We start from the raw sequence: 20,427 nt of genomic DNA, 5'->3' as shown, positions 1-20,427 counted from the left end.
AAACTCGAGCCTGCCCAGTGGCGCTTTTCACGGCCTAGAACAGCGATCCCGTAGTTCCGGGCGCCTCCGGCTCGGCTGCTGGATTTCGCACCCAGCCACCCACTCCGAATGGCTTTGCGGCAGCCCGAACCCGCTCCGGGTGTTCCCGTGCTTTCCGGTGCGCCTCTTCGGCCATCACCTTGAACTGGCGCTCGCGCTCGAGCCAAAGCTCCTCGGCGGTATCGGCAGGCTTGCGCGCGCCGACGTCTTCTTCCAGCCCCACCTCGGGAATCGTCGCGAACGGAATGCGCATCGGAGCGGCGTCCTGCTCCAGCGCTTCCTGCATGGCGCCGAAGTAGAGCGCGTTGTTGCCATAACGACGGTTGATCGAATCGAGCGTCGCGCTGATCGCTTTCGCGCGCCCGCGCGAGGCCATGAGTTCCTGCGTGATGCTGCCCACCGGCTCGAGTTGGGTAAGCGTCACGGCGACGGACAGCGGTGGATGCCGCTTCACGTTCCAGCGCCGGCGCTGGATGGCGCTCTCCAACGCTGCGAGCTCATCGCCCAGCAGCCGCAGCAACGTCGGCGTATCGTCGAGCGGGGCAAACGTCAGGTCGCGTTCGAATCGCTTGTCCAATCCGACGAAGCGCATGCGGATCGCCAAACCACCCGCGAGGTGGCGCTCATGCCGCAACCGCATCGCGGCCTTGGCGAGAAGCTTGAACAACACGGCGCGCGCGCCTTCGAAGGTGCGCAGTTCGGGGCCGAGTACGTGCGAATGACCCAGCGAGGCGCGGCGCTCGGCGCGGCCCGGCAATTCATGGCCACGCAGTTGCAACCAGTAGCGCTCGCCTTCGATGCTGCCACAGGCGGCGCGCAACTGCGATCGGGACGCCGCGCAGAGCTGCTCCGACGTATGGATGCCCGCGCGCAGCAGGCGTTGCTCCACCGCCGGCCCGATCCCGCAGAAATCCCGCAATTCCAACGAATGCAGCGAATCCGGGAGATCGGATTGCTCCAGCACCGTCAGCCCGTCCGGCTTGCGCATGTCCGACGCCGTCTTCGCCAGGAAGCGGTTCGGTGCGATGCCGATCGAGCAGCGGATCGCCGGGCTGAAGCCCTCGTCGACCAGCCGCTGCTTGATGCGAAGCGCGATCGCCTCGGCGTTGGCGCGCTCGCGTTCGCGGCCGATCAGCCAGCACGGTACTTCGTCGATCGACTCCGCCTTGCCGTGCGGAATGCAGTCCTCGATCGCCGCCATCAGCCGATGGTGCAGGGCGATGTAGCGGGCCGGCCGCGCCTCGCGTAGCACCAGGTCCGGGCACAGCACCAGCGCTTCCCAGACCGGCGTTCCGGTCTTCACGCCGAACGCCTTGGCCTCGTAGCTCGCGGCGATCGCACACGTCGTCGCGGACATAACCGGCACGACGGCGACCGGCCGTCCGAGCAGCGCCGGGTCGTCGTACTGTTCGACCGAAGCGAAGTACGAGTTGAAGTCGACGAAGAGGCAGCGCAGGGTCATGGCGTACCGGCGATCGCACCGGAGGGAAGTCTGGCGCGCCGGCGTCGCCGGCGCGCATGCGATCGAATTGTCGACCCGGCCGGTCTCAATCCGCGAGACCGGCCAACGGGATTACAGAACGATCGGCGGCTCGCCGCCCACGATCACCACGTCCGCCGGACGACGCGCGAACAGCCCGACGCTCACCACGCCCGGGATCTGGTTGATCGCCTGCTCCAGGCCGACCGGATCGACGATGGACAGCCCGTGGATGTCCAGGAGCACGTTGCCGTTGTCGGTCACGACGCCGGCGCCGTCGGCGGTCTGGCGCCACACCGGCTGGGCACGGGTCATCGCCTGTATCTCGCGCGCGACCAGGCTGCGCGCCATCGGGATCACCTCGACCGGCAGCGGGAACCGGCCCAGCACGTCGACACGCTTGCTCGGGTCGACGATGCATACGAAGGTCTGGCTGGCCTCGGCGATGATCTTCTCGCGCGTGAGCGCCGCGCCGCCGCCCTTGATCAGCCGCTTGTGCGGATCGCATTCGTCCGCACCGTCGACGTAGAGCGAAAGCGGCCCCGTAGCATTGAGATCCAGCACCTCGATGCCATGCTGCCGCAAGCGCGCGGTGCTTTGCTCGGAGCTCGACACCGCGCCCTTGATGCGGTCCTTCATGCGCGCGAGCGCGTCGATGAAGTAGGCGACGGTGGAACCGGTACCGACGCCGACGATCATGCCGTCCTCGACGTACTCGATGGCTTTCTCGCCGGCCAGGCGCTTGGTTTCGCTCATTGTGGGCTACGTGGTGAGTGGAAATTCGGAATGCGCGACGCGTGCGACGTCACTCGAGCGACAACAGGTACTTCCACTGCGCCGCCGACACCGGCAGCACCGACAGGCGATTGCCGCGGCGGATCAGCGCGAAGTCCTCGCCGAGCCTGTCGGCGTGCTGCTTGAGTTCGTCGAGCGTAATGGTGCGTTTGAGCTTGCGATCGAAGGCGACGTCGACGAGGAACCAGCGCGGCTCCTCGCGTGAACTCTTCGGGTCGTAGTAGTCCGACTTGGGATCGAACTGCGTCTCGTCCGGATACGCCTTGCTCGCCACCGTCGCGGTGCCCACGATGCCGGGCACGTCGGTGTTGGAGTGGTAGAACAGCACGCCGTCGCCGACCTGCATGCCATCGCGCATGAAGTTGCGCGCCTGGTAGTTGCGCACACCGTTCCAGGGTTCGGTGCGGACGCGTTCGAGGTCGTCGATCGAGAAGGTGTCCGGTTCGGACTTCATCAGCCAGTAGCGGCGACGGGCGCTCATTCGGGACTCCTGCAGTCGAGCGTGGTCGATTCGGTGCACACCGCGTCGAGGGCGACATCCCAGTCCGCGCGATCGAGCGCGTCGACACGTTGCACGTCGAAGGCGGCTCCGACCAGCCACGGCGGCGCGGCGAGCTGGTGGCGGAAGGCGAAGCTGCGGTCGTACCAGCCGCCTCCCATGCCGAGCCGGTGGCCGCGCTCGTCGAAGCCCACCAGCGGTGCGACGACGAGGCTCATCTGCTCCGGCTCGAGCAGCGAGGTCGATGCGATGTCGGGTTCCGGAATGCCGTGGCGATTGCTGACCAGCGCATCGCCCGGACGCCACGGCGCGAAGCGCAGCCGGCCGTCCTCCTCGAGGACCGGCAGGCAATAGACGCATGCGCGCGGCAGGCGCAGCTGCCATACGTGCAGGGCGATCTCCCCATCCATCGCCCAGTAACCGGCGACATAGCCGGACGTCGGCGCGAAGGGCAGCGCGAGCAGGCGTTCGGCGAGGCGTTCGGCGGCGGCGATGCGATCGCCGGCGGCCAGTCCGCGGCGGCGGTTGCGGAGTTCGCGGCGCAGCGCCGTGCGATCGACCCTCATGCAGCGCGGGATCCTGTGGTGCGGCGGCTCATGTCGCCGGTGGAATCGAACGGGGAGGCAAAGGATTCGGGCGTGGGTCCACGCCGTTACCATAGAAATTCGGGCGCGAATCCGCGCCCGAACCGTGGTGCGGCATTTCTGCCGCGACCGTGAAATGGAAGTCCTCCGCCAATGGCGATGCTTGCGAAACGACCTTGAACCCGGGGTTCAAGTGGGGACGCTTGGATGCCTTCGGGCTTCCCGCTACGGGGCGGACCTGCACTCCGGGCTTCCGCCGCGCCCCCGTGGTCGTCATTAAGGGACAAGGCGAATGTTTGCGCACGCTGTCGCGCACAGCAGAGGACGTGGCGAAAGTATAGCGCGCCAGGCCGTGCCTGCGGGCCCGCTCGTCGGTGCCGTCGCGGAACGATTCAGTGCGGCGGGAACGCCGCCAATTCAGCGTCGTTCAGCGCGCCGGCGCGTCGAACAGATCGTCGAGGCGGCGGTGCAGCGTGTTGAGCGTGCGTTCGAGTTCGCGGTCGCGCGTGGCCAGTTCGTCGCGCATCTGCTGCAGGTCGTGCGCGAGGTTCAGCGCCGCGAGCACGGCGACGCGATCGAGCGCCGCCATGCGGTTGTTGCCGCGGATTTCCCGCATCTTCCCGTCGAGCAGTTTCGCGGCGGCCTGCAGGCTGTCGCGTTCGCCGGGCTCGCAACCGACGGTGTATTCGCGATCGAGCAGACGGATGCTGACGACTTCGCTGGTCATTGCGATCTCACGTGTGCTGTTCCAGCGATTTCAGCCGCGCGATCATCGCCTCGACCCGCGTGCGCGCCTGTTCGTTCTTGGCGAGCAGGGCGGAGCGTTCGCCCATCAGCTGTTCCTGTTGCTGGCGCAGGCTGCGGTTCTCCTCGGCGAGGCGGCGCGCGCGTTCGGCCAACTGCTCGACACGGTCGGCCAGCGACTGCATTTGTGCGAGGAGATGGGCCTGTTCCATGCCGGGCACGATAGCAGGGCGCGGTGACGGGTCAAGGGCGCGGCTGGCGAGGGCTGCGAGCCTGTTCACGCCCGTCAGGAGACCGTGCCCACGGTCCCGCCGCCGACCGGCACCGAATGCGGCGTCCAGGCGCGGATGAAGGACAGGCAGCTGGCTGCCTCCAGCGGGCGTGCCAGCCAGTACCCCTGGATCTCGTCGCAGCCGCGACCGCGCAGGAATTGCATCTGCGCCTCGGTTTCCACGCCTTCGGCGATGACCGTCAGGCCCAGCGAATGCGCCATCGCGATCACCGTGGTCGTGATGGCCTCGTCGTCGGCGTCGCGGGTGAGGTCACCGATGAATTCCTTGTCGATCTTCAGCGTGTGGATCGGCAGGCGCTTCAGGTACGCCAGCGACGAATAGCCGGTACCGAAGTCGTCGATCGCCAGGCCCACGCCGAGCGAGCGCAACGCATCCAGCGTCGCCGAGGTCTGCCCGGCGTTGGCCATGATCACGCTCTCGGTCAGCTCCAGCTGCAGCATTTCCGGTGGCACGCCGCTTTCGACCAGCGCACGCGCGACCTGCTTGGGCAGGTTGCCGCGCAGCAGCTGCAGCGACGAGACGTTCACCGCCATCGTCAGCTGGTCCAGGCCCTTCATGCGCCAGCCCTTGAGCACGCTGCACGCCTCGCGCAGCGCCCATTCGCCGATGTCGAGGATGAGTCCGCTTTCCTCCGCGAGCGGAATGAACTGGGCCGGCGAGATGTCGCCCAGTTCCGGGCTCGTCCAGCGCAGCAGCGCTTCCACGCCGGTGATGCGCGAATGATCCAGCGACAGCTTGGGCTGGAAGACGAGCCGCAGTTCGTTGCGATCGAGCACGCCGCGCAGCGCGGCGGAAATCGTCGCGCGCCCGCGGATCTCCACGTCCATCGCCTCGGTGTAGCGCATGAACGTGCGGCGTCCCGCGGCCTTGGCCTGGTACATCGCAGTGTCGGCGTGCTTGAGCAGGTCCGTCGGCACCAGCGCGTGGTCGGGATACAGGCTGATGCCGATCGACGGCGAAATCACCACGTCGTGGCGCTGGTCGATGTCGAGCGGCGCCTCGAACGCCGCCAGCACGTCGCGCGCGACCTGCTCGGCGTGCTCGATGGTTTCGAGGTTCTCCAGCAGCACCGTGAACTCGTCGCCGCCCAGGCGCGCGACGGTGTGCTGCGATCCGACCGCCTGCTGCAGGCGATGCGCCGCCGCGCGCAGGATGCGGTCGCCGGCGGCGTGGCCGAGCGAATCGTTGATGTCCTTGAACCGGTCCAGGTCGAGGAACAGCATCGCGATGCGCGTGTTGCCGCGACGCGCCTTCACGATCGCGCGCGACAGCCGCTCCGACAGCAAAGCGCGGTTCGGCAGGCTGGTGAGCGTGTCGTAGTTGGCGAGATAGCGAAGTTCCTGCTCGGCGCGCTTCTGGTCGGTGATATCGCCCAGCACCGCGACGTAATGCCCGTGCTGGCCGCCCGCGTCGAGCACTTCGCTGCCCTGGAACCAGCACAGGAATTCGTCGCCGTTCTTGCGCTGCTGCCAGATCTCGCCGGACCAGCGCCCGTTGCGGCGCAGTTCGCCGCGCACGTGCTGGTAGAACGCCGGGTCGTGCTGGTCGCTGTCGAGCAGCCGCGTCGGCCGGCCGATCACTTCCGCATCGGTGTAGCCGGTCATGCGGGTGAAGGCAGGATTGACCGAGACGAAGCGGAATTCCTGGTCGAACACCGCCACCGCTTCCATCATGCTGTTGAGCACCTGGCCGGCGACGCGACGGTCGCGCTCGGCGCTGCGGTTGGCGGTGATGTCGCGCGCCGTGCCGGCCACGCGCAGCGCACGGCCGGTGGCGTCGCGTTCGACCACGCGACCGCGCGCACGCATCCACACCCACTTGCCGTCGACCTCGCGCACGCGGTGTTCGGACACGTACAGCGGCGTTTCGCCGCGCAGGTGCCGGCGCAGCGAGGCGATGGCGCGCGGCAGGTCGTCGGGATGGATCTGGAGGTTCGCGTCCACCAGCGTCTGCACGCCCAGGTCCGTGGTCAGGCCGGCCTGGTCGTCGGCGCGCGTGCGGCGCAGCACGCGGCGTTCCAGGTCGTAATCCCAGAACTGCTCGCCGGACGCCCACAGCGCGAGCTTCAGGCGTTCGTCGCGTTCGCGGATCTGGGCGAAGTAGCCGCGTTCGCGACGACGATCCTGCATGCGACGCCACGTCAGTGCGCCGACCAGGCCGAACAACGCCAGCACGCCGGCCGCGATCACCAGCGGATGCCGCCACAGCGGCGGCGCGACGTGCACGGGGATTTCCAGCGTTGCCTCGTTCCACGCGCCGTGACGGTTGGTGGCCTGCACGAGGAAGGTGTAACGCCCGTTCGGCAGGCGCGAGTACGTCACGTCCTGCGCGGTGCCGTTGTCGATCCACTCGCGATCGAAACCGTCCATCCGGTAGCGGTAGCGCGTGGCGGCGGTCGGGGCGAAATCGAGCGCGCCGATGCGCAGGCGCAGCAGGCCGTCGCCTTCGTCGAGTTCGAGATTCGGCGCCTGCCACAGCGAGCGCGGATCGGCCTTGGCCTGGTTGCCCACCCACGCGCCGAGCAGGCGCAGCGGTGCGGTGTAGCCGGACTCGTGCATGCGCCGCGGATCGAACAGGTTCAGTCCGCGCACGCCGCCGAAGGCGATGCGTCCGTCGCCCAGCTGCGCGACGGAGCCACCGTGGAATTCCAGGTCCTGCAGGCCATCGGCGAGACCGTAGCTGCGCGTGCGTTCGTCGCGGATGTCGTAGCTGATGATGCCCGCCTGCGTGCTCAGCCACAGGCGTCCGGCCGGCGCTTCGGCGATGGCGAACACCACCGGTACCAGATCGCTGCTGAGCGTGCCGGTGAGCGGATGGGCGAAGTGGATGCCGCCGTCCTTCTCTTCGACGATGCGGCTCAGCCCGGCGTGCGTGCCGACCCACAGCGAGCCGTCATGCGCGACGTGCAGCGCACGCACGCGATTGCCGGGAAGGCTGTGCGGATCGCGGTTGGAATGGCGGAAGTGACGCAGGCGCCCGGTCTTCGGATCGAGTACGTCGAGTCCGTCGCCGGTGCCGAACCAGACGTGGCCGTGGCGGTCCTCGACGATCGCGTGCACGACCGGATAGCTCAGCCCGCTGGGGTCGTTCTCTCGATACGCGTAATGGGTGAGCTCGCCGGTGGTCGGCCGGTAGCGGTACACGCCGTAGCCGTGAGTACCGATCCACAGCGTGCCGTCGCGCCCGGTCGCGAGCGTGCGCAGCGGCGTGCGGCCGAGTTCCGGCACCGGCTGCGGCTGCGCGGTGCGACGCTGCGGATCCAGCCGGTACAGGCCCGCGTCCGAGGCGACCCACAGGTCGTCCGGACTGGCCGGCGCGAAGCCGGTGACGTGCGGCGTCCGTCCGCGATCGGCGAGGATCGCGCTCAGGTCTTCGAACCGGTCGTCGGCCAGCACGTAGCGGAACAGCCGCGCGTTGTCGGTGCCCAGCCACAGCGCACCGTCCTGGCCCTGCACGATGGAGCGGATGCTGTCGGCCGACGCCGGGCTGTCGGGTCGACGCGGATGCTCCATGTTGAACACGTAGCGGAAGCGCGTGCCGCGCGGATCGGCGACCGCGACGCCGCGGAACTGGCCGCCGATCCACAGCATGCCGCCGCGGTCGATCATCAGCGCGTTGATCGAATCGTCCGGCAGGCTAGCATCGATGCCGGGTTCCTCGCGCACTTCCTCGACGCGACCGCTGGCCGGATCGAGCCGGCGCAGGCCGTAGCCGTACACGGAAAACCACAACTGGCGATCCGGCGCCTGCACGATCGCGCGCACCGCCGGCGCCGCGTCGTCGGACAGCGGCTGCTGCGGCCAGGCACGCACGAGTTCGCGCCCGTTGCTGTGCAGGCGGAACAGGCCGTCGCGGCGGCCCAGCCACAGCTGGCCGGCGGCGTCCTGGAACAGCGCGGTGACCGGTACGTCCGGGCCGATGCGCTCGGGCAGGCTGCCATCGAGCCGGTACAGCCCCAGCGGGCCGCCCCACCATGCCACGCCATCGCGCGAGGCGAGCAGGCTCTGGGGGCTCGCGCGGCCGATCGTCTGCGTCTCCAGCGCCAGCATCGTCTGGCGCTTGCCGGTGACCGGATCGAGGTGCTCCAGTCCCGCCATCGTGCCCACCCAGACCTGCCCGCGATGCGGCAGCACGGCCATCACCTGGCGGTGCGGATGCGCGGAGCCCGAAGCGGCGAAGCGGCGGATCCGCCCATCGGCGAGATCCAGCCGGCTCAGGTATTCGGAATACGTGCCGACCCAGAGCGCGCGGTCGCCGTCCATCGCCAGCGCCGTGATGTGGCTGTCTGGCAGGCTGGCGGCGTCGCGCGGGTTGTGGCGGTAAGGCAGGTAGCGCTGCCCGTCGTAACGGTGCAGGCCGCCCTGGGTGGCGACCCAGACGTACCCCTGCGTGTCCTGCGCGAACGCGGTGACGGTGTTCTGGACCAGTCCGCGGTCGCTGCCGGGGCGGTCGAAGTAGAAGTCACGCGTGGCCGCTCCGGCCGTCCCGGCCAGGGCTGCAGCGATCACGAGCACCGCGCCGGCGAACCGGGCGGCTGGCAAGAAGGTCTGGCGGAACACGAACACCCCCGGCAACGACTCCAGCGTTGCTGCGTGCAGTGTAGGCAGGCGTTCGCGCCGGCAACAACCACCGGATTGCTACACTGCGCGCCGTCCCCCGCTTTCACGCCCTTCACGCCCTTCGTGTCCGACATCGAACTGCCCGACGTGTCCGCGATCGAGGCCGAGAGCCGCCAGTTGGCGCTCGCCGCTTCGCCCTATGAACTGCATGGCGGCCTGTGCGGCTGGCTGGCCGGCGGCGGCCCGTCGCTGCGCGAATGGCCGGCGAAAGTGCTGGCCGACGACGCGCTGCCCGCGCCCGCGACCGGCGGCGCGCTGGACGAACTGCGCCTGGCGAGCGCCGCGCAACTGGCCGACCGCAGCTTCGACTTCGCCCTGCTGCTGCCCGAAGGCGACGCCTCGCTCGCCGAGCGCAGCGGCGCACTGTTCGAGTGGTGCCGCGGTTTCCTCGGCGGCTTCGGCCTCGCGGCCGGTTCGCGTCCGAAGCTGTCGGACGAAGGCGCCGAAGCCCTCGGCGACCTCGCCAAGCTCGCCGCCGCGCAGCCGCAGAGCGACGGCGACGAGGAAGACGAGGAAGCGCTGGTCGAAATCGAGGAATTCGTGCGCGTGGCCGTGCTGCTGCTGCACGGCGACTGCGTGCTGGCAGCGCAGCATCGGCAGAAGTTGAACTGACGCCGGTTCGTGATTTGTGATTCGTGATTCGAGAAGGCGGATGCCACCTCGTTCTGGATCACGGACCTGATCCTGTCGCGTTCGAATCACGTTGCACGAATCACGAATCACGGTTCGACGACATGCACAAACCCCTCCGCATCCCCGACAAGGCCTACGCGAAGCGCCGCAGGCAGCTCATGCGCATGGCCGGCGACGACGCCATCGCGATCCTGCCGTCGGCGCCGGAGCGCATCCGCAGCCGCGACACGCACTATCCGTACCGCCAGGATTCGGACCTGCTGTACCTCACCGGTTTCCCCGAGCCCGAAGCGGTGCTCGTGCTGGTGCCCGGCCGCAAGCACGGCGAGGTGATCCTGTTCTGCCGCGAGCGCGATCCCGAGCGCGAAGGCTGGGACGGCCCGCGCTTCGGCCCGGAAGGCGCGGTGGAGGCGTTCGGTCTCGACGACGCGTATCCGATCACCGATCTGGACGACATCCTGCCCGGCCTGCTCGAAGGCCGTTCGCGCGTGTACTACCACTTCGGCCGCGACCAGGAATTCGATCTCAAGCTCATCGGCTGGCTCAACCGTGTTCGCGCGATGGTGCGGCAGGGCGCGCAGCCGCCGCACGAATTCCTGGAACTGGGCCATCTGCTCGACGAGCTGCGCCTGTTCAAGGACCGCGACGAACTGCGCCTGATGCAGCGCGCCGCCGACATCAGCGTGCTCGCGCATGAGGCGGCGATGCACGCCGCGCGTCCCGGCATCCACGAATACCAGTTGCAGGCGGAAGTCGAACGCGTGTTCCGCTCGCACGACGCCGATCCCGCGTACAGCAGCATCGTCGGCGCGGGCAGCAATGCGTGCGTGCTGCATTACCGCGCGAACGCGGCGCAGGCGAAGGACGGCGACCTGGTGCTGATCGACGCCGGCGCCGAGTATCGCGGCTATGCGGCCGACATCACGCGCACCTTCCCGGTCAATGGCCGCTTCACGAAGGAACAGCGCGCACTGCACGATCTCGTGGGCGAAGCGCAGGCGGCGGCGCTCGCGCAGGCGTGTGCGGGCATTGCGTACGAAGCGGGTCATGTCGCCGCGGTGGAAACGCTGACCGAAGGATTGCTGCGGCTCGGCCTGCTCAAGGGCAAGCTCGAGAAGAACCTCGCCGACGGCAGCTACCGCCGCTTCTATCGACACAAGACCGGGCACTGGCTCGGCCTCGACGTGCACGACGTCGGCGAATACCGCCTCGATGGGGAATCGCGCCTGCTCGAGCCGGGCATGGTGTTCACCATCGAGCCGGGCGTCTACATCTCGCCCGACGACACCACGGTGGATGCGAAGTGGCGCGGCATCGGCATCCGCACCGAGGACGACGTGCTGGTCACCAACGACGAACCGCAGGTGCTCACCAACGCGCTGGCGCGCAGCGCGGATGAGATCGAGGCGTTGATGGCTTCGCGCGCCTGAGTTCCGGAACCGAGGTTACTTCGACAGGCCGTGTCCGCCCGCCGGCGCGGTCTGGATGTAATCGCCGAACCCGGCGATCAGTAGCTTGGCCTTTTCGATCGCCGCCTTCACCGCCGGTCGCGAAAGCGACGCCTTATGGCTCGCCTCGCTGTCCCAGACCTCGGTGATCCAGATCGCGTCCTCGTGGCTGGTGTCGCGCGCGACGATGTAACTCAGGCAACCGGGCATGTCGTGGATGCCGTCGAGCAGGATCTCGATCAGCGCATCGCGCTGGCCGGGTGCGGCCATCATCCGGCCGATGAGTCCGTGCATGGAGGACTCCTTCGTGGACAACGCCTGCGCCGCGACGCTGCCCGGCAGTACGAAGGACAGCGCGCCCTGCGCGGCGCTGGTGATGAAATGGCGGCGATCGAGCGGCATGGCGGCGTCCCTGGCGATGGCCCAAGCCGATGCTAACCACGTGCGTGTCGCGCCGACGCAAACGCCGGGCCCGCTTCTGTAGCCCGGGCAAGCGGAGCGCACCCGGGAACGCCGCAGGATTCGATAACGTCACCACCGCCTCCCCGGGTGCGGCCTGCGGCCTTACCCGGGCTACAACGGCAGGTGATCAGCTTTTGTAGCCCCGGTAAGCGAAGCGCACCCGGGGAACGCCGCAGGATTCGAGAACGTCACCACCGCCTCCCCGGGTGCGGCCTGCGGCCTTACCCGCGCTCAAACGGCAGGTGATCAGCCTTTGTAGCCCGGGTAAGCGGAGCGCACCCGGGGGACGCCGCAGTACCTGGCAACCAGCAACGCCACATCCCGGGTGCGGCCTTCGGCCATACCCGGGCCACGACGGCAGGCGACGGCGAATCAGCCTGCGTCGGCGAACGCGTCACGCGTCAGATTGATCGGCGCCTCGCCCGTGCACACCACGTCGTCCTCGATGCGGATGCCGCCGTAGGGCCTGAACGCGTCCACGCGCGCCCAGTCGACGCTGTCGGCGTGACCGTTCTTCCTCACCTCGTCCAGCAGCATGTCGATGAAGTACAGGCCCGGCTCGATCGTCACCACCATGCCCGGCTCGAGCACGCGCGTGAGGCGCAGGTACGGGTGGCCGTCGGGCTTTGCGATCGTGCCGCCTTCGTCGCTCGCCGCGAAGCCGGCGACGTCGTGCACCTGCAGGCCGATGCCGTGGCCGATGCCGTGCGGAAAGAACGCGCTGCTCACGCCGGTGGCGACGGCGGCTTCCGGCGAGACGTTGATCACGCCGAAGTCCTTCAGCACGCCCGCGAGCGCGAGGTGCGCGTCCAGGTGGATCTGCTTGTAGTCCACGCCCGGACGCACCTGGTCGCACATCTTCAGCTGCGCCGCGTCGACCGCGTCGATCATCGCCTGGAATTCGCTGCCCGCATCGTGCGCGTAGGTGCGCGTGATGTCGCAGGCGTAACCGTCGTGCGCGGCGCCGGCATCGATGAGGAAGCTGCGCGGCGTCTGCGGCGCGACGAGGTCGCGATCGGTGTAGTGCAGCACCGCGCCATGTTCGTTGATCGCGATGATGTTGTTGTACGGCAGGTCGTTGGCGTCCTGTCCGGCGGCCTGGCAATACACCAGGTGGATGCCGAACTCGCTCGCACCGGCACGGAACGCGCGCTCCGCCGCGCGATGCGCGCGCACGCCGCGGCGCGAGGCCAGTCGCATCATCTCCACTTCGTACGGCGTCTTGAACGCGCGGTGGTATTCCAGGTAGTTGACCACCGGCGCAGGATTGTTCGGCACGAAGTTGCCGACCGCGCTCTGCGCCTCACCCAGGATCGCGCAACGCGCCGGATTCGCCGGCAGGTGCTGCAGCGCTTCCTCGGGCTTGCGGATGATCACGATGTCGAAATGCTCGACCCAGTAGCCGCTCGGCGCCGACGGCACGACGTGCCAGTAGTCGAACGGCTGCAGGAAGATCAGCTTCGGCTTCTGCCCCGGCGTGGTGACCAGCCAGCTGCCGGGCGCGCGCGTCAGCGGCAGCCAGGCCTTGAACTGCGGGTTCACCGCGTAGGGGTAGTCGCGGTCGTCGAACACCTGGTAGTGCGCGGTGCCGCTGGGGATCACGAGGTGTTCGAAGCCGCCGCGGGCCAGGGCCTGCTCGGTGCGGCGGTGAAGTTCGGCGATGTGGTTCGGGTACAGCGCGGCGACTTGGCTCATTGCGGAGGCATTCGGAGGCGGGAAACCGTCTTATTGTGCCGCATGCCGGCCGCGTTGCCCGATTCAGAAACAGGGGGAGGAACGCGGAACAGGAACGAGAGAGGAACGAAAACCGAGAAACGGCAAAGTCGCTGCTTTTCCCGCTTCTCGTGCCTGGTTTCTCGTTTGTTGTTCCCCGGCTCTACATCGGCCGCCCGTTCCCCGACTCCAGCCAATGCCGCAACTGCTGCAGCTCACTCTCCAGCATCGTGATGAAGCGGAAGCCCGACCACGTCTGCCCCGGCGTGCTGGTGCTGTCCTGCCACAGCAGGTGCGCGCCGACCTCGATCGGCGAGGACTGGTGCGGCGCGCCGCGCAGGTTGAAGCGCAATTGATACAGGCCGTCCTCGACCAGCGGCGTGGTGGCGATCAGCAGCATCCCGGTTTCCGAGAGGTTGCTGAGCTGGCCGATCACCGTGTCGGTCATGGTGTCGACCACCTGCACCGGTTCCTGGATCGCACGGCGGCGGGCGCGGCGGAACTCTTCCATCATGCGTGCATCCTTCAGGCGTGCGCTTCGGAGTGGTTGTTGTGCCCGACCAGCTGGCCCAGCGCGCCCATCACGGCGCTCCAGGCGCGATCCACCAGCCGGCTCTTTTCCTCGGTGACCACGCGCGCGCGGCCCGCGGCGACCTGGCGCGCGAGGCTGTCCAGCGACTGCTCGCTCACGCGCTGGCCGCGATGGTTCACGAACAGCGCGTTGTCGGTCACCGGGCTGAACCACGACAGCCGGCGGCGCACGACCTCGCCCGCATCGCCGATGTCGAATTCGAACCACGTACCGAACGGCAATGTGCGCAGATGGCGCCAGCATTCCTGTTCCTTCGGCGAGCGCTCGGGCGTCTTCGGTGCCAGCGCGTCCGCATCGTCGCTGCCCAGGCGCGTGCGCGCCTTCAGCTTGAGCGCGAGCTCAGTCCGCGATGCCGCATCGTCGTTGGCGGCGGTGCCGGTGACGAGCTGGCGCGAGATCGCGCCCGCATCCTCGACGTGGTAGCCGACCTGGGTGAGCGCGGCCTCGATGTCCTCGCCCAGCGCACCGGAGACCTGGCCGCGCTGTCCCGCCGCATTGGCGGCGACGATCTCGCGCGTCGCCTCGAGCTGCCGCTGCCAGTCTTCCGAATCCTCGCCGCTGCGCAGCAGCGTGAGCGTCAGCACGTCGGTCCACGCCTGGCTGAGCAGCGTCTGCACGAAGCGCGGCAGCTTGTGTTCGCCGACCACCTCGTCGATCGCCGCGCCCGCCTGGCGCTTGGCCAGCACGAGTTTCTCCTTGCCGCGCGCGGCCTCGACGTGCCGCCGCTCGGCGACTTCGGCCTTGCGCGCCATCGAACGCAGGTGCTCCTGCAACTGGCGATTCGCGTTCTCGAACACGCCGGTGTCGCCGTCGTAGTTGTCCACGACGTGATCGACCGCGCGGCGCAGCTGGTCGTTGAGGTGCGGATCGCTCTCGTCCTTCGGCACCCAGTGCGCGCCGGCTTCGGCCACGGCGTTGAGCAGCTGGCGGGCGGGATGTTCGTTGCGCACGAAGAAGCCGCGATCCTGCAACGCGAGCCGGACCAGCGGCACCTGCAGCCGGTTGAGCAGGCTGGACACCGCCGCATCGGTGCGCAGTTCGCGGCCGATCTCGGTGTAGAACAGGTCCAGCAGTTCGAAGGTGTCGGCGTCGTCGCGCGAGAGGAACGCCGCCTCGCCACGCTGCTGGCGCGCCTGCGCGAGCAGCGTCTGGCGCACGTCGGTGAGGTTGCGCGGCTTCGACTGGTGCTGCGGCACGCCCTGCAACGTGGACAGCGCCTTGACCAGTTCGTCGCGGGTCAGGGTCGGTCGCGCGGCAGGACCGTCGCTGGTGCGCAGGCGGCTGGTCAGTTCGCGCCGTGCGGACAGCAGGTGCTGCAGCAGCGCGAAGGTTTCCTCGTCCGCCGGGGTCGCGGTGGCGTTCCCGTCGAGCTGGCCCGGCCATGCCGTCATCGGCCGCTGCTTCGGCGGCGTGGGATCGGCGGCCTCGACGATGCGGCGCTGGCCCTCCTGGCGCTGCGGCGAGCGCGGGCGGATCGGCACGAACGACAGGCTCGGCAGCACGTTCTCGCGCGCGAGCAGGGCGTTCATGGTTTCCACCAGTTGCGCGTAGCCGGTCATCACCTGGTGGTCGAACACCTTGTACAGGTGCATGCGCGCCTCGGCGCTGATCTGCAGCGCGTGCGCGGCTTCCGACAGGATCCTGCCCAGCGCGTAGGGCCCGACCGGCAGGCGTTCTGCATCGAACGCCGGCTGCCCCGCGAGCACGCCGAAGCGCTGGCCGAGCAGCAGCAGCGGCAATCCCGCGCGCGATTCCTGCCGCGAGGCGATCGAGCGCAGCACCAGCGCCTCGTCCACCTCGCCATGCTCGACCAGCTTGAGGTCGCGGAACGCGGGCACCGCGGCATCGCTTTCGGCGGGCGCGCCGAGCGGTTCGCGGATCGTCGTCAGCTCGCCTTCCACCAGCGCGAGGAACCGCGGCACCAGGTCGGCGCGGTTGAGGCGCGTGGTGCGGAGGGTTTCCAGATGGCCGGCCTGCTGCGCCGGATTGCGCGCCAGGTCCGCATGCTTGAACAGCTGCTGCTCGAATTCGCCGAGCATCGCTTCCAGCTGGCGCGACATTTCGTCGGACACCAGCGCGTAGAGATGTTCGAGCACGCGTCGTACGCGCGGCGGAAGCGCGGCCGACGCCAGGGTAGGACGGGGTATCGAACTGCCTAGGGGTTCGAATGTGGCGGACATGGGATCACCGTCTCAGATCGGACGATCATGCATCGGCCCATCCGTGCCCCGCCAGCCTTGTCGCTCAGGCGGTCCCTCAGGGGGCGACCACTCGATGAAACGTCGTGGGACCTAAACAGCGGCCAGCGCGGCTCGCGGACCCGGCGTGTCCACCGGACAACGCGCCGTCACCCGACCGTGTAACCGGCGACCTCATGCGGCAGCGCGGGCGTTTCGTGGTCGCCGTCGCCTTCGAGGAAGAGTTCGATCACGTCGTTGGTGAAGCGGCGGCCGAGTTCGGTCGGACGCACGCGGCCGTCCTCGATCGACAACCAGCCCTGCGCCTCGGCCTGGTCGAGCGCGCCGGCGATGCTCGCCCGCGGCAGGCCGGTGCGCGCTTCGAACGCGTCCAGCGGGAAGCCGTCCACCAGCCGCAACGCGTTGAGCATGTATTCGAACGGACGGCGCGCCGGCGCGATGCGGTCGTCGCCGCCGATCGCCTCCGCATGCCCCGCCGCCGCGAGATAGCGCGTGGGATGCTTGATCTTCCAGCGGCGCAGGATGTCCTGCTCGGCGCCCAGCGTGATCTTCCCGTGCGCGCCGGCACCGATGCCCAGGTAGTCGCCGTACTGCCAGTAGTTGAGGTTGTGCAGGCACTGCCGGCCGGACCGCGCGTAGGCGCTGACCTCGTACTGCGCATAGCCGGCCTGTGCGAGCATCGCCTGGCAATGCTCCTGCATGTCCCAGCTGGCGTCGTCGTCGGGGATGTCGCGCGGCGGCCTCGCGGCGAACACGGTGTTGGGTTCGAGCGTGAGCTGGTAATGGCTGACGTGCGTCGGCTGCAACGCGAAGGCGCGTTCGAGGTCGCGTTCGGCCATCGCCAGCGTCTGGCCGGGCAGGGCGTACATCAGGTCGAGGTTGAAATTGTCGAAGCCCGCGTCCTGCGCGAGCTTCACCGCCGCGTCCGCCTCGCCGCTGTCGTGGATGCGCCCCAGGCGCTTGAGACATTCATCGTCGAAGCTCTGCACGCCGAAGCTCAGACGATTCACGCCGGCGGCGCGGTAAAGCTCGAAGCGGCCGTGCTCGGCGGTGCCTGGGTTGGTCTCCAGCGTGATCTCGCACCCCGGCGCGAAACGCAGCCGGCTGCTCGCGCCCTGCAGGAAGCGGTCGATGAACTCCGGGGGGAACAGGCTCGGCGTCCCACCGCCGAAGAACACCGAATGGATCGTTCGGCCCCAGACCAGCGGCAGGTCGAAGTCGAGGTCGGCCAGCAGCGCGTCCACATAGGCGTCGAACGGCAGCGGCCCGCGTCCCTCATGCGAATTGAAATCGCAGTACGGGCACTTGCGTACGCACCAGGGCAGGTGGACGTAGAGCGACAGAGGTGGCGTGGTGAGCATGGGGTGATTCTGATCCCGGCGTGCTTAGGGATTCGTCATGTCCAGGAACCCTCATCCCGGAGGGGAACGTCTCCCGGCGGGGGCCGGGATACAGGCCGATGGCGTGTCCAGGAAGAGAGGCTTACGGCGAAAGCCGCCGCTTCAACTCCGCCAGCGCCAGCCCGCGATGGCTGATGCGATTCTTCAGCTCCGCATCGAGCTCCGCCGCCGACATGCCCTGTTCCTCGTCGAGGAACACCGGGTCGTAGCCGAAGCCGCCCGCACCGCGGCGCTCGTGCAGCACACGGCCGCGCCAGAGGCCTTCGGCGATGATCGGCTGCGGGTCCTCGGCGTGACGCAGCAGCACGATCACCGCATAGAAATGCGCGGTGCGCTGCGCATCGGGCACGTCGCGCAGCGCGTGCAGCAGCTTGTCGATGTTCGCTTCCGGATGGCCGTGCTTGCCGGCGTAGCGCGCCGAGTACAGCCCCGGCGCACCGCCGAGCGCATCCACGCACAGGCCCGAATCGTCGCCCAGCGCCGGCAGCCCGGTTTCGCGCGCCGCCTTGCGTGCCTTCAGCAATGCGTTCTCGACGAAGGTCAGGCCGGTCTCGTCGGCGTCGGCCACGCCGAGCTCGCCCTGCGTGACGATCTCGATGCCGGTGCCGCCGAGCAGTTCGCGGATCTCGCGCAGCTTGCCCTGGTTGCTGCTGGCGATGACCCAGCGTTCGTTCGCACTCATGCCGAGCGCTCCAGCAGGTCCCATCGGTTGCCGTGCAGGTCCTCGAACACCGCGACGGTGCCGTATGGCTCGTGACGCGGTTCTTCGAGGAAGCGCACGCCGTGCGCGAGCATCGAGGCGTGATCGCGCGCGAAATCGTCGGTATGCAGGAAAAAGCCCACGCGCCCGCCGGTCTGGCGGCCGATCGCCGCGCGCTGTTCGTCGTCCACCGCCCGCGCGAGCAGGATCGCCGTCTGCGCGCCGCGCGGGGCGACGAGCACCCACCGCTTGCCGCCGCCCAGGTCGGTGTCCTGCCGCAGTTCGAAGCCGAGCTTGCGCACGTAGAAGTCGATGGCCTCGTCGTAATCGGCCACGACCAGCGCGAAACAGCCGATGTGTGTCTGCATGGCCGGAATCAGCGTCCCAGCGCTTCGCGCTGCTTCGCGATCAGTTCGGCGATGCCGACTTCCGCCAGCGAGGTCAGCGCATCGAGCTCTTCGCGACGGAACGCGTGGCCTTCGGCGGTGCCCTGCAATTCGATGAAGCCGCCGCCATCGTTCATCACGACGTTCATGTCGGTGTCGCAGGCGCTGTCCTCGGCGTAATCCAGATCCAGCACCGGCACGCCGCGATAGATGCCGACGGACACCGCCGCGACCGCGCCGAAGATCGGATCGCGCGCGATCTCGCGGCGCTTGAGCAGCCACTGCACCGCATCGACCAGTGCGACGTAGGCGCCGGTGATGGCAGCGGTGCGCGTGCCGCCGTCGGCCTGCAGGACGTCGCAATCCAGGGTGATGGTACGTTCGCCCAGCACCTTGCGATCGATGCAGGCGCGCAGCGAACGGCCGATCAGGCGCTGGATTTCCAGCGTGCGTCCGCCCTGCTTGCCGCGCGCGGCCTCGCGGTCGGAGCGCGAATGCGTGGCGCGCGGGAGCATGCCGTACTCCGCCGTGACCCAGCCTTCACCCTTGCCGCGCAGGAACGGCGGCGCCTTGTTCTCCACGCTCGCGGTGCACAGCACGCGGGTTTCGCCGAAGCTCACCAGCACCGAACCCTCGGCGTGGCGGGTGTAGCCGCGTTCGATGCGGACCTCGCGCATCTGCGCGGGCGCGCGGCCGCTGGGGCGCGCGACGGAGGCCGGGAGGCCGGCGGAAGGGGCGACGGGCGTGCCGGACATGGCCTGAATACCTTGGTTTATACCGTTCGGGGGCGCGCGAGTTTACCATTCGCTCCCGGTCGGCCCGCCCGCCGACGTTGGATGTGCCGAATGATCCGCAGCATGACCGCCTTCGCCAGCGGCGAACGCTCCACGCCCTGGGGCACGCTCGGTTGCGAGCTGCGCTCGGTCAACCACCGCTTCCTCGAACTCGGCGTGCGCCTGCCCGACGAGCTGCGCGCGCTGGAACCGGCGCTGCGGGAGCGCGTCGCCGGTCGCGTGGCGCGCGGCAAGATCGACCTGACCCTGCGACTGCGTGCGCCGGAAGGCGAGGGCGCATTGCAGCTCAACGTCTCGCGCCTGCGCGAGTTGAGCGAGCTCGCGCTGGACCTCGACGCGCGCTTCCCGCGCCTGCGCACCGAGCTGACCGAACTGCTGCAGTTCCCCGGCGTCCTGCAGGCGCAGGCGGCCGATCCGGCGGAGCTCCAGGCGCAGGCGTTGTCGCTGCTGGACGAGGTGCTCGACGAATTCGTCCGCGCCCGCGAACGCGAGGGCGGCAAGCTCGCCACGGTGATTTCCGAACGCGTCGACGGCATCGCCTCGCTCGCCTCGAAGGTGCGCGCGATGATGCCGCAGATCCGCGCTGGCCAGCGCACCAAGCTGGAAACGCGCCTGGCCGACCTCGCCCAGCCGCTCGACAACGGCCGCCTGGAGCAGGAACTGGTGATGTGGCTGCAGAAGCTCGACGTGGACGAGGAACTCGACCGCCTCGACGCCCACGTCGCCGAAGCGCGCCGCGTGCTCAAGCTGAAGGAAGCCGTCGGTCGCCGCCTCGACTTCCTGCTGCAGGAATTCAACCGCGAAGCGAACACGCTCGGCTCCAAGTCGGTGGACGCGCGCAGCTCGGCGGCGGCCGTCGAGCTGAAGGTGCTGATCGACCAGGTGCGTGAGCAGATACAGAACATCGAGTAGCCGTGATTGGTGATTCGTGATTCGTGATTCGCGCAGAGCCGAAAGCGCGCCACGATTTCCGAATTCTTGGCCGGTACCGCTCGCTCCGCTTTTTCGAATCACGAATCACGAATCACCAATCACGAATCCCGACCCA

The 20,427-nt window shown here is 68.7% G+C and carries 18 protein-coding genes and 1 other RNA gene; 3 read left to right on the top strand and 16 right to left on the bottom strand.

Translation table 11 applies throughout. The features are described from left to right. Window positions 1-34: 34 nt before the first annotated feature. The 8 genes from I4U41_RS14030 to I4U41_RS13995 all read right to left on the bottom strand — a co-directional run bounded on the left by I4U41_RS14030 (window position 35) and on the right by I4U41_RS13995 (window position 8,942). Window positions 35-1,501 (bottom strand): DNA polymerase Y family protein, encoded by a 1,467-nt coding sequence (locus I4U41_RS14030; RefSeq protein ID WP_206861797.1) that lies wholly within the window; start codon window positions 1,499-1,501, stop codon window positions 35-37. 111 nt (window positions 1,502-1,612) lie between these two features. Beyond that, window positions 1,613-2,275 (bottom strand): ribose-5-phosphate isomerase RpiA, encoded by a 663-nt coding sequence (gene rpiA / locus I4U41_RS14025; protein ID WP_206861796.1) that lies wholly within the window; start codon window positions 2,273-2,275, stop codon window positions 1,613-1,615. A 49-nt stretch (window positions 2,276-2,324) separates the two neighbouring features. Next, window positions 2,325-2,795, bottom strand: coding sequence for an EVE domain-containing protein (locus I4U41_RS14020; RefSeq protein WP_206861795.1), 471 nt, complete (start codon window positions 2,793-2,795; stop codon window positions 2,325-2,327). Beyond that, window positions 2,792-3,379: a 5-formyltetrahydrofolate cyclo-ligase gene (locus tag I4U41_RS14015; protein ID WP_206861794.1), complete on the bottom strand. Its 588-nt coding sequence runs from the start codon at window positions 3,377-3,379 to the stop codon at window positions 2,792-2,794. The genes I4U41_RS14020 and I4U41_RS14015 overlap by 4 nt, the downstream gene beginning before the upstream one ends. 158 nt (window positions 3,380-3,537) lie before the next feature. After that, a non-coding RNA gene (ssrS, locus tag I4U41_RS14010) (6S RNA) lies at window positions 3,538-3,724 on the bottom strand. Between the two features lie 100 nt (window positions 3,725-3,824). Then, on the bottom strand, window positions 3,825-4,124 hold the full coding sequence (locus tag I4U41_RS14005) for a cell division protein ZapA (RefSeq protein WP_206861793.1): 300 nt from the start codon (window positions 4,122-4,124) through the stop codon (window positions 3,825-3,827). A gap of 7 nt (window positions 4,125-4,131) precedes the next feature. Further along, a complete protein-coding gene (locus tag I4U41_RS14000; protein ID WP_206861792.1) occupies window positions 4,132-4,353 on the bottom strand; it encodes a TIGR02449 family protein in 222 nt (73 codons plus the stop codon). A gap of 74 nt (window positions 4,354-4,427) precedes the next feature. Beyond that, window positions 4,428-8,942: an EAL domain-containing protein gene (locus I4U41_RS13995; RefSeq protein ID WP_206861791.1), complete on the bottom strand. Its 4,515-nt coding sequence runs from the start codon at window positions 8,940-8,942 to the stop codon at window positions 4,428-4,430. 183 nt (window positions 8,943-9,125) lie between these two features. On the opposite strand from I4U41_RS13995, the gene I4U41_RS13990 reads away from it, so the two are divergent. After that, on the top strand, window positions 9,126-9,665 hold the full coding sequence (locus I4U41_RS13990; protein ID WP_206861801.1) for a UPF0149 family protein: 540 nt from the start codon (window positions 9,126-9,128) through the stop codon (window positions 9,663-9,665). A gap of 122 nt (window positions 9,666-9,787) precedes the next feature. Then, a complete protein-coding gene (locus I4U41_RS13985) occupies window positions 9,788-11,116 on the top strand; it encodes an aminopeptidase P N-terminal domain-containing protein (RefSeq protein WP_206861790.1) in 1,329 nt (442 codons plus the stop codon). 15 nt (window positions 11,117-11,131) lie between these two features. Here the strand turns inward: I4U41_RS13985 and I4U41_RS13980 are convergent, their stop codons facing one another. The 8 genes from I4U41_RS13980 to rph all read right to left on the bottom strand — a co-directional run bounded on the left by I4U41_RS13980 (window position 11,132) and on the right by rph (window position 19,340). Beyond that, complete coding sequence (locus tag I4U41_RS13980; protein WP_206861789.1) at window positions 11,132-11,536, bottom strand: putative quinol monooxygenase; 405 nt, start codon at window positions 11,534-11,536, stop codon at window positions 11,132-11,134. A gap of 432 nt (window positions 11,537-11,968) precedes the next feature. After that, window positions 11,969-13,291 (bottom strand): Xaa-Pro dipeptidase, encoded by a 1,323-nt coding sequence (gene pepQ / locus I4U41_RS13975; protein ID WP_206861788.1) that lies wholly within the window; start codon window positions 13,289-13,291, stop codon window positions 11,969-11,971. A 181-nt stretch (window positions 13,292-13,472) separates the two neighbouring features. Then, window positions 13,473-13,823, bottom strand: coding sequence for a PilZ domain-containing protein (locus I4U41_RS13970; protein WP_206861787.1), 351 nt, complete (start codon window positions 13,821-13,823; stop codon window positions 13,473-13,475). A gap of 11 nt (window positions 13,824-13,834) precedes the next feature. Next, the gene (locus I4U41_RS13965) at window positions 13,835-16,081 is read right to left on the bottom strand and encodes a DUF1631 domain-containing protein (RefSeq protein ID WP_255542088.1); all 2,247 of its coding nucleotides are present in this window, start codon (window positions 16,079-16,081) and stop codon (window positions 13,835-13,837) included. Window positions 16,082-16,248: 167 nt separating this feature from the next. Then, entirely contained in the window at window positions 16,249-17,460 is a 1,212-nt protein-coding gene (gene hemW, locus I4U41_RS13960; RefSeq protein WP_206861785.1) for a radical SAM family heme chaperone HemW, read from the bottom strand. A gap of 121 nt (window positions 17,461-17,581) precedes the next feature. Beyond that, window positions 17,582-18,181, bottom strand: a complete 600-nt coding sequence (gene rdgB / locus I4U41_RS13955) for an RdgB/HAM1 family non-canonical purine NTP pyrophosphatase (protein ID WP_206861784.1) — start codon at window positions 18,179-18,181, stop codon at window positions 17,582-17,584. Continuing rightward, complete coding sequence (locus tag I4U41_RS13950) at window positions 18,178-18,567, bottom strand: VOC family protein (RefSeq protein ID WP_206861783.1); 390 nt, start codon at window positions 18,565-18,567, stop codon at window positions 18,178-18,180. Before I4U41_RS13950 ends, rdgB begins: the two co-directional genes overlap by 4 nt. Window positions 18,568-18,575: 8 nt before the next feature. Beyond that, window positions 18,576-19,340: a ribonuclease PH gene (gene rph, locus I4U41_RS13945; protein WP_206861782.1), complete on the bottom strand. Its 765-nt coding sequence runs from the start codon at window positions 19,338-19,340 to the stop codon at window positions 18,576-18,578. 90 nt (window positions 19,341-19,430) lie between these two features. Between rph and I4U41_RS13940 the strand changes: the two genes are divergently transcribed. Beyond that, complete coding sequence (locus I4U41_RS13940) at window positions 19,431-20,291, top strand: YicC/YloC family endoribonuclease (protein ID WP_206861781.1); 861 nt, start codon at window positions 19,431-19,433, stop codon at window positions 20,289-20,291. Window positions 20,292-20,427 lie beyond the last annotated feature (136 nt).

Origin of the sequence: Lysobacter changpingensis (assembly GCF_017308985.1) — a bacterium.
Classification (GTDB): Bacteria; Pseudomonadota; Gammaproteobacteria; order Xanthomonadales; family Xanthomonadaceae; genus Lysobacter_J; species Lysobacter_J changpingensis.
The sequence above is the reverse complement of the archived record's forward strand: the minus strand, read 5'-3'. Positions and strand labels throughout refer to the sequence as shown.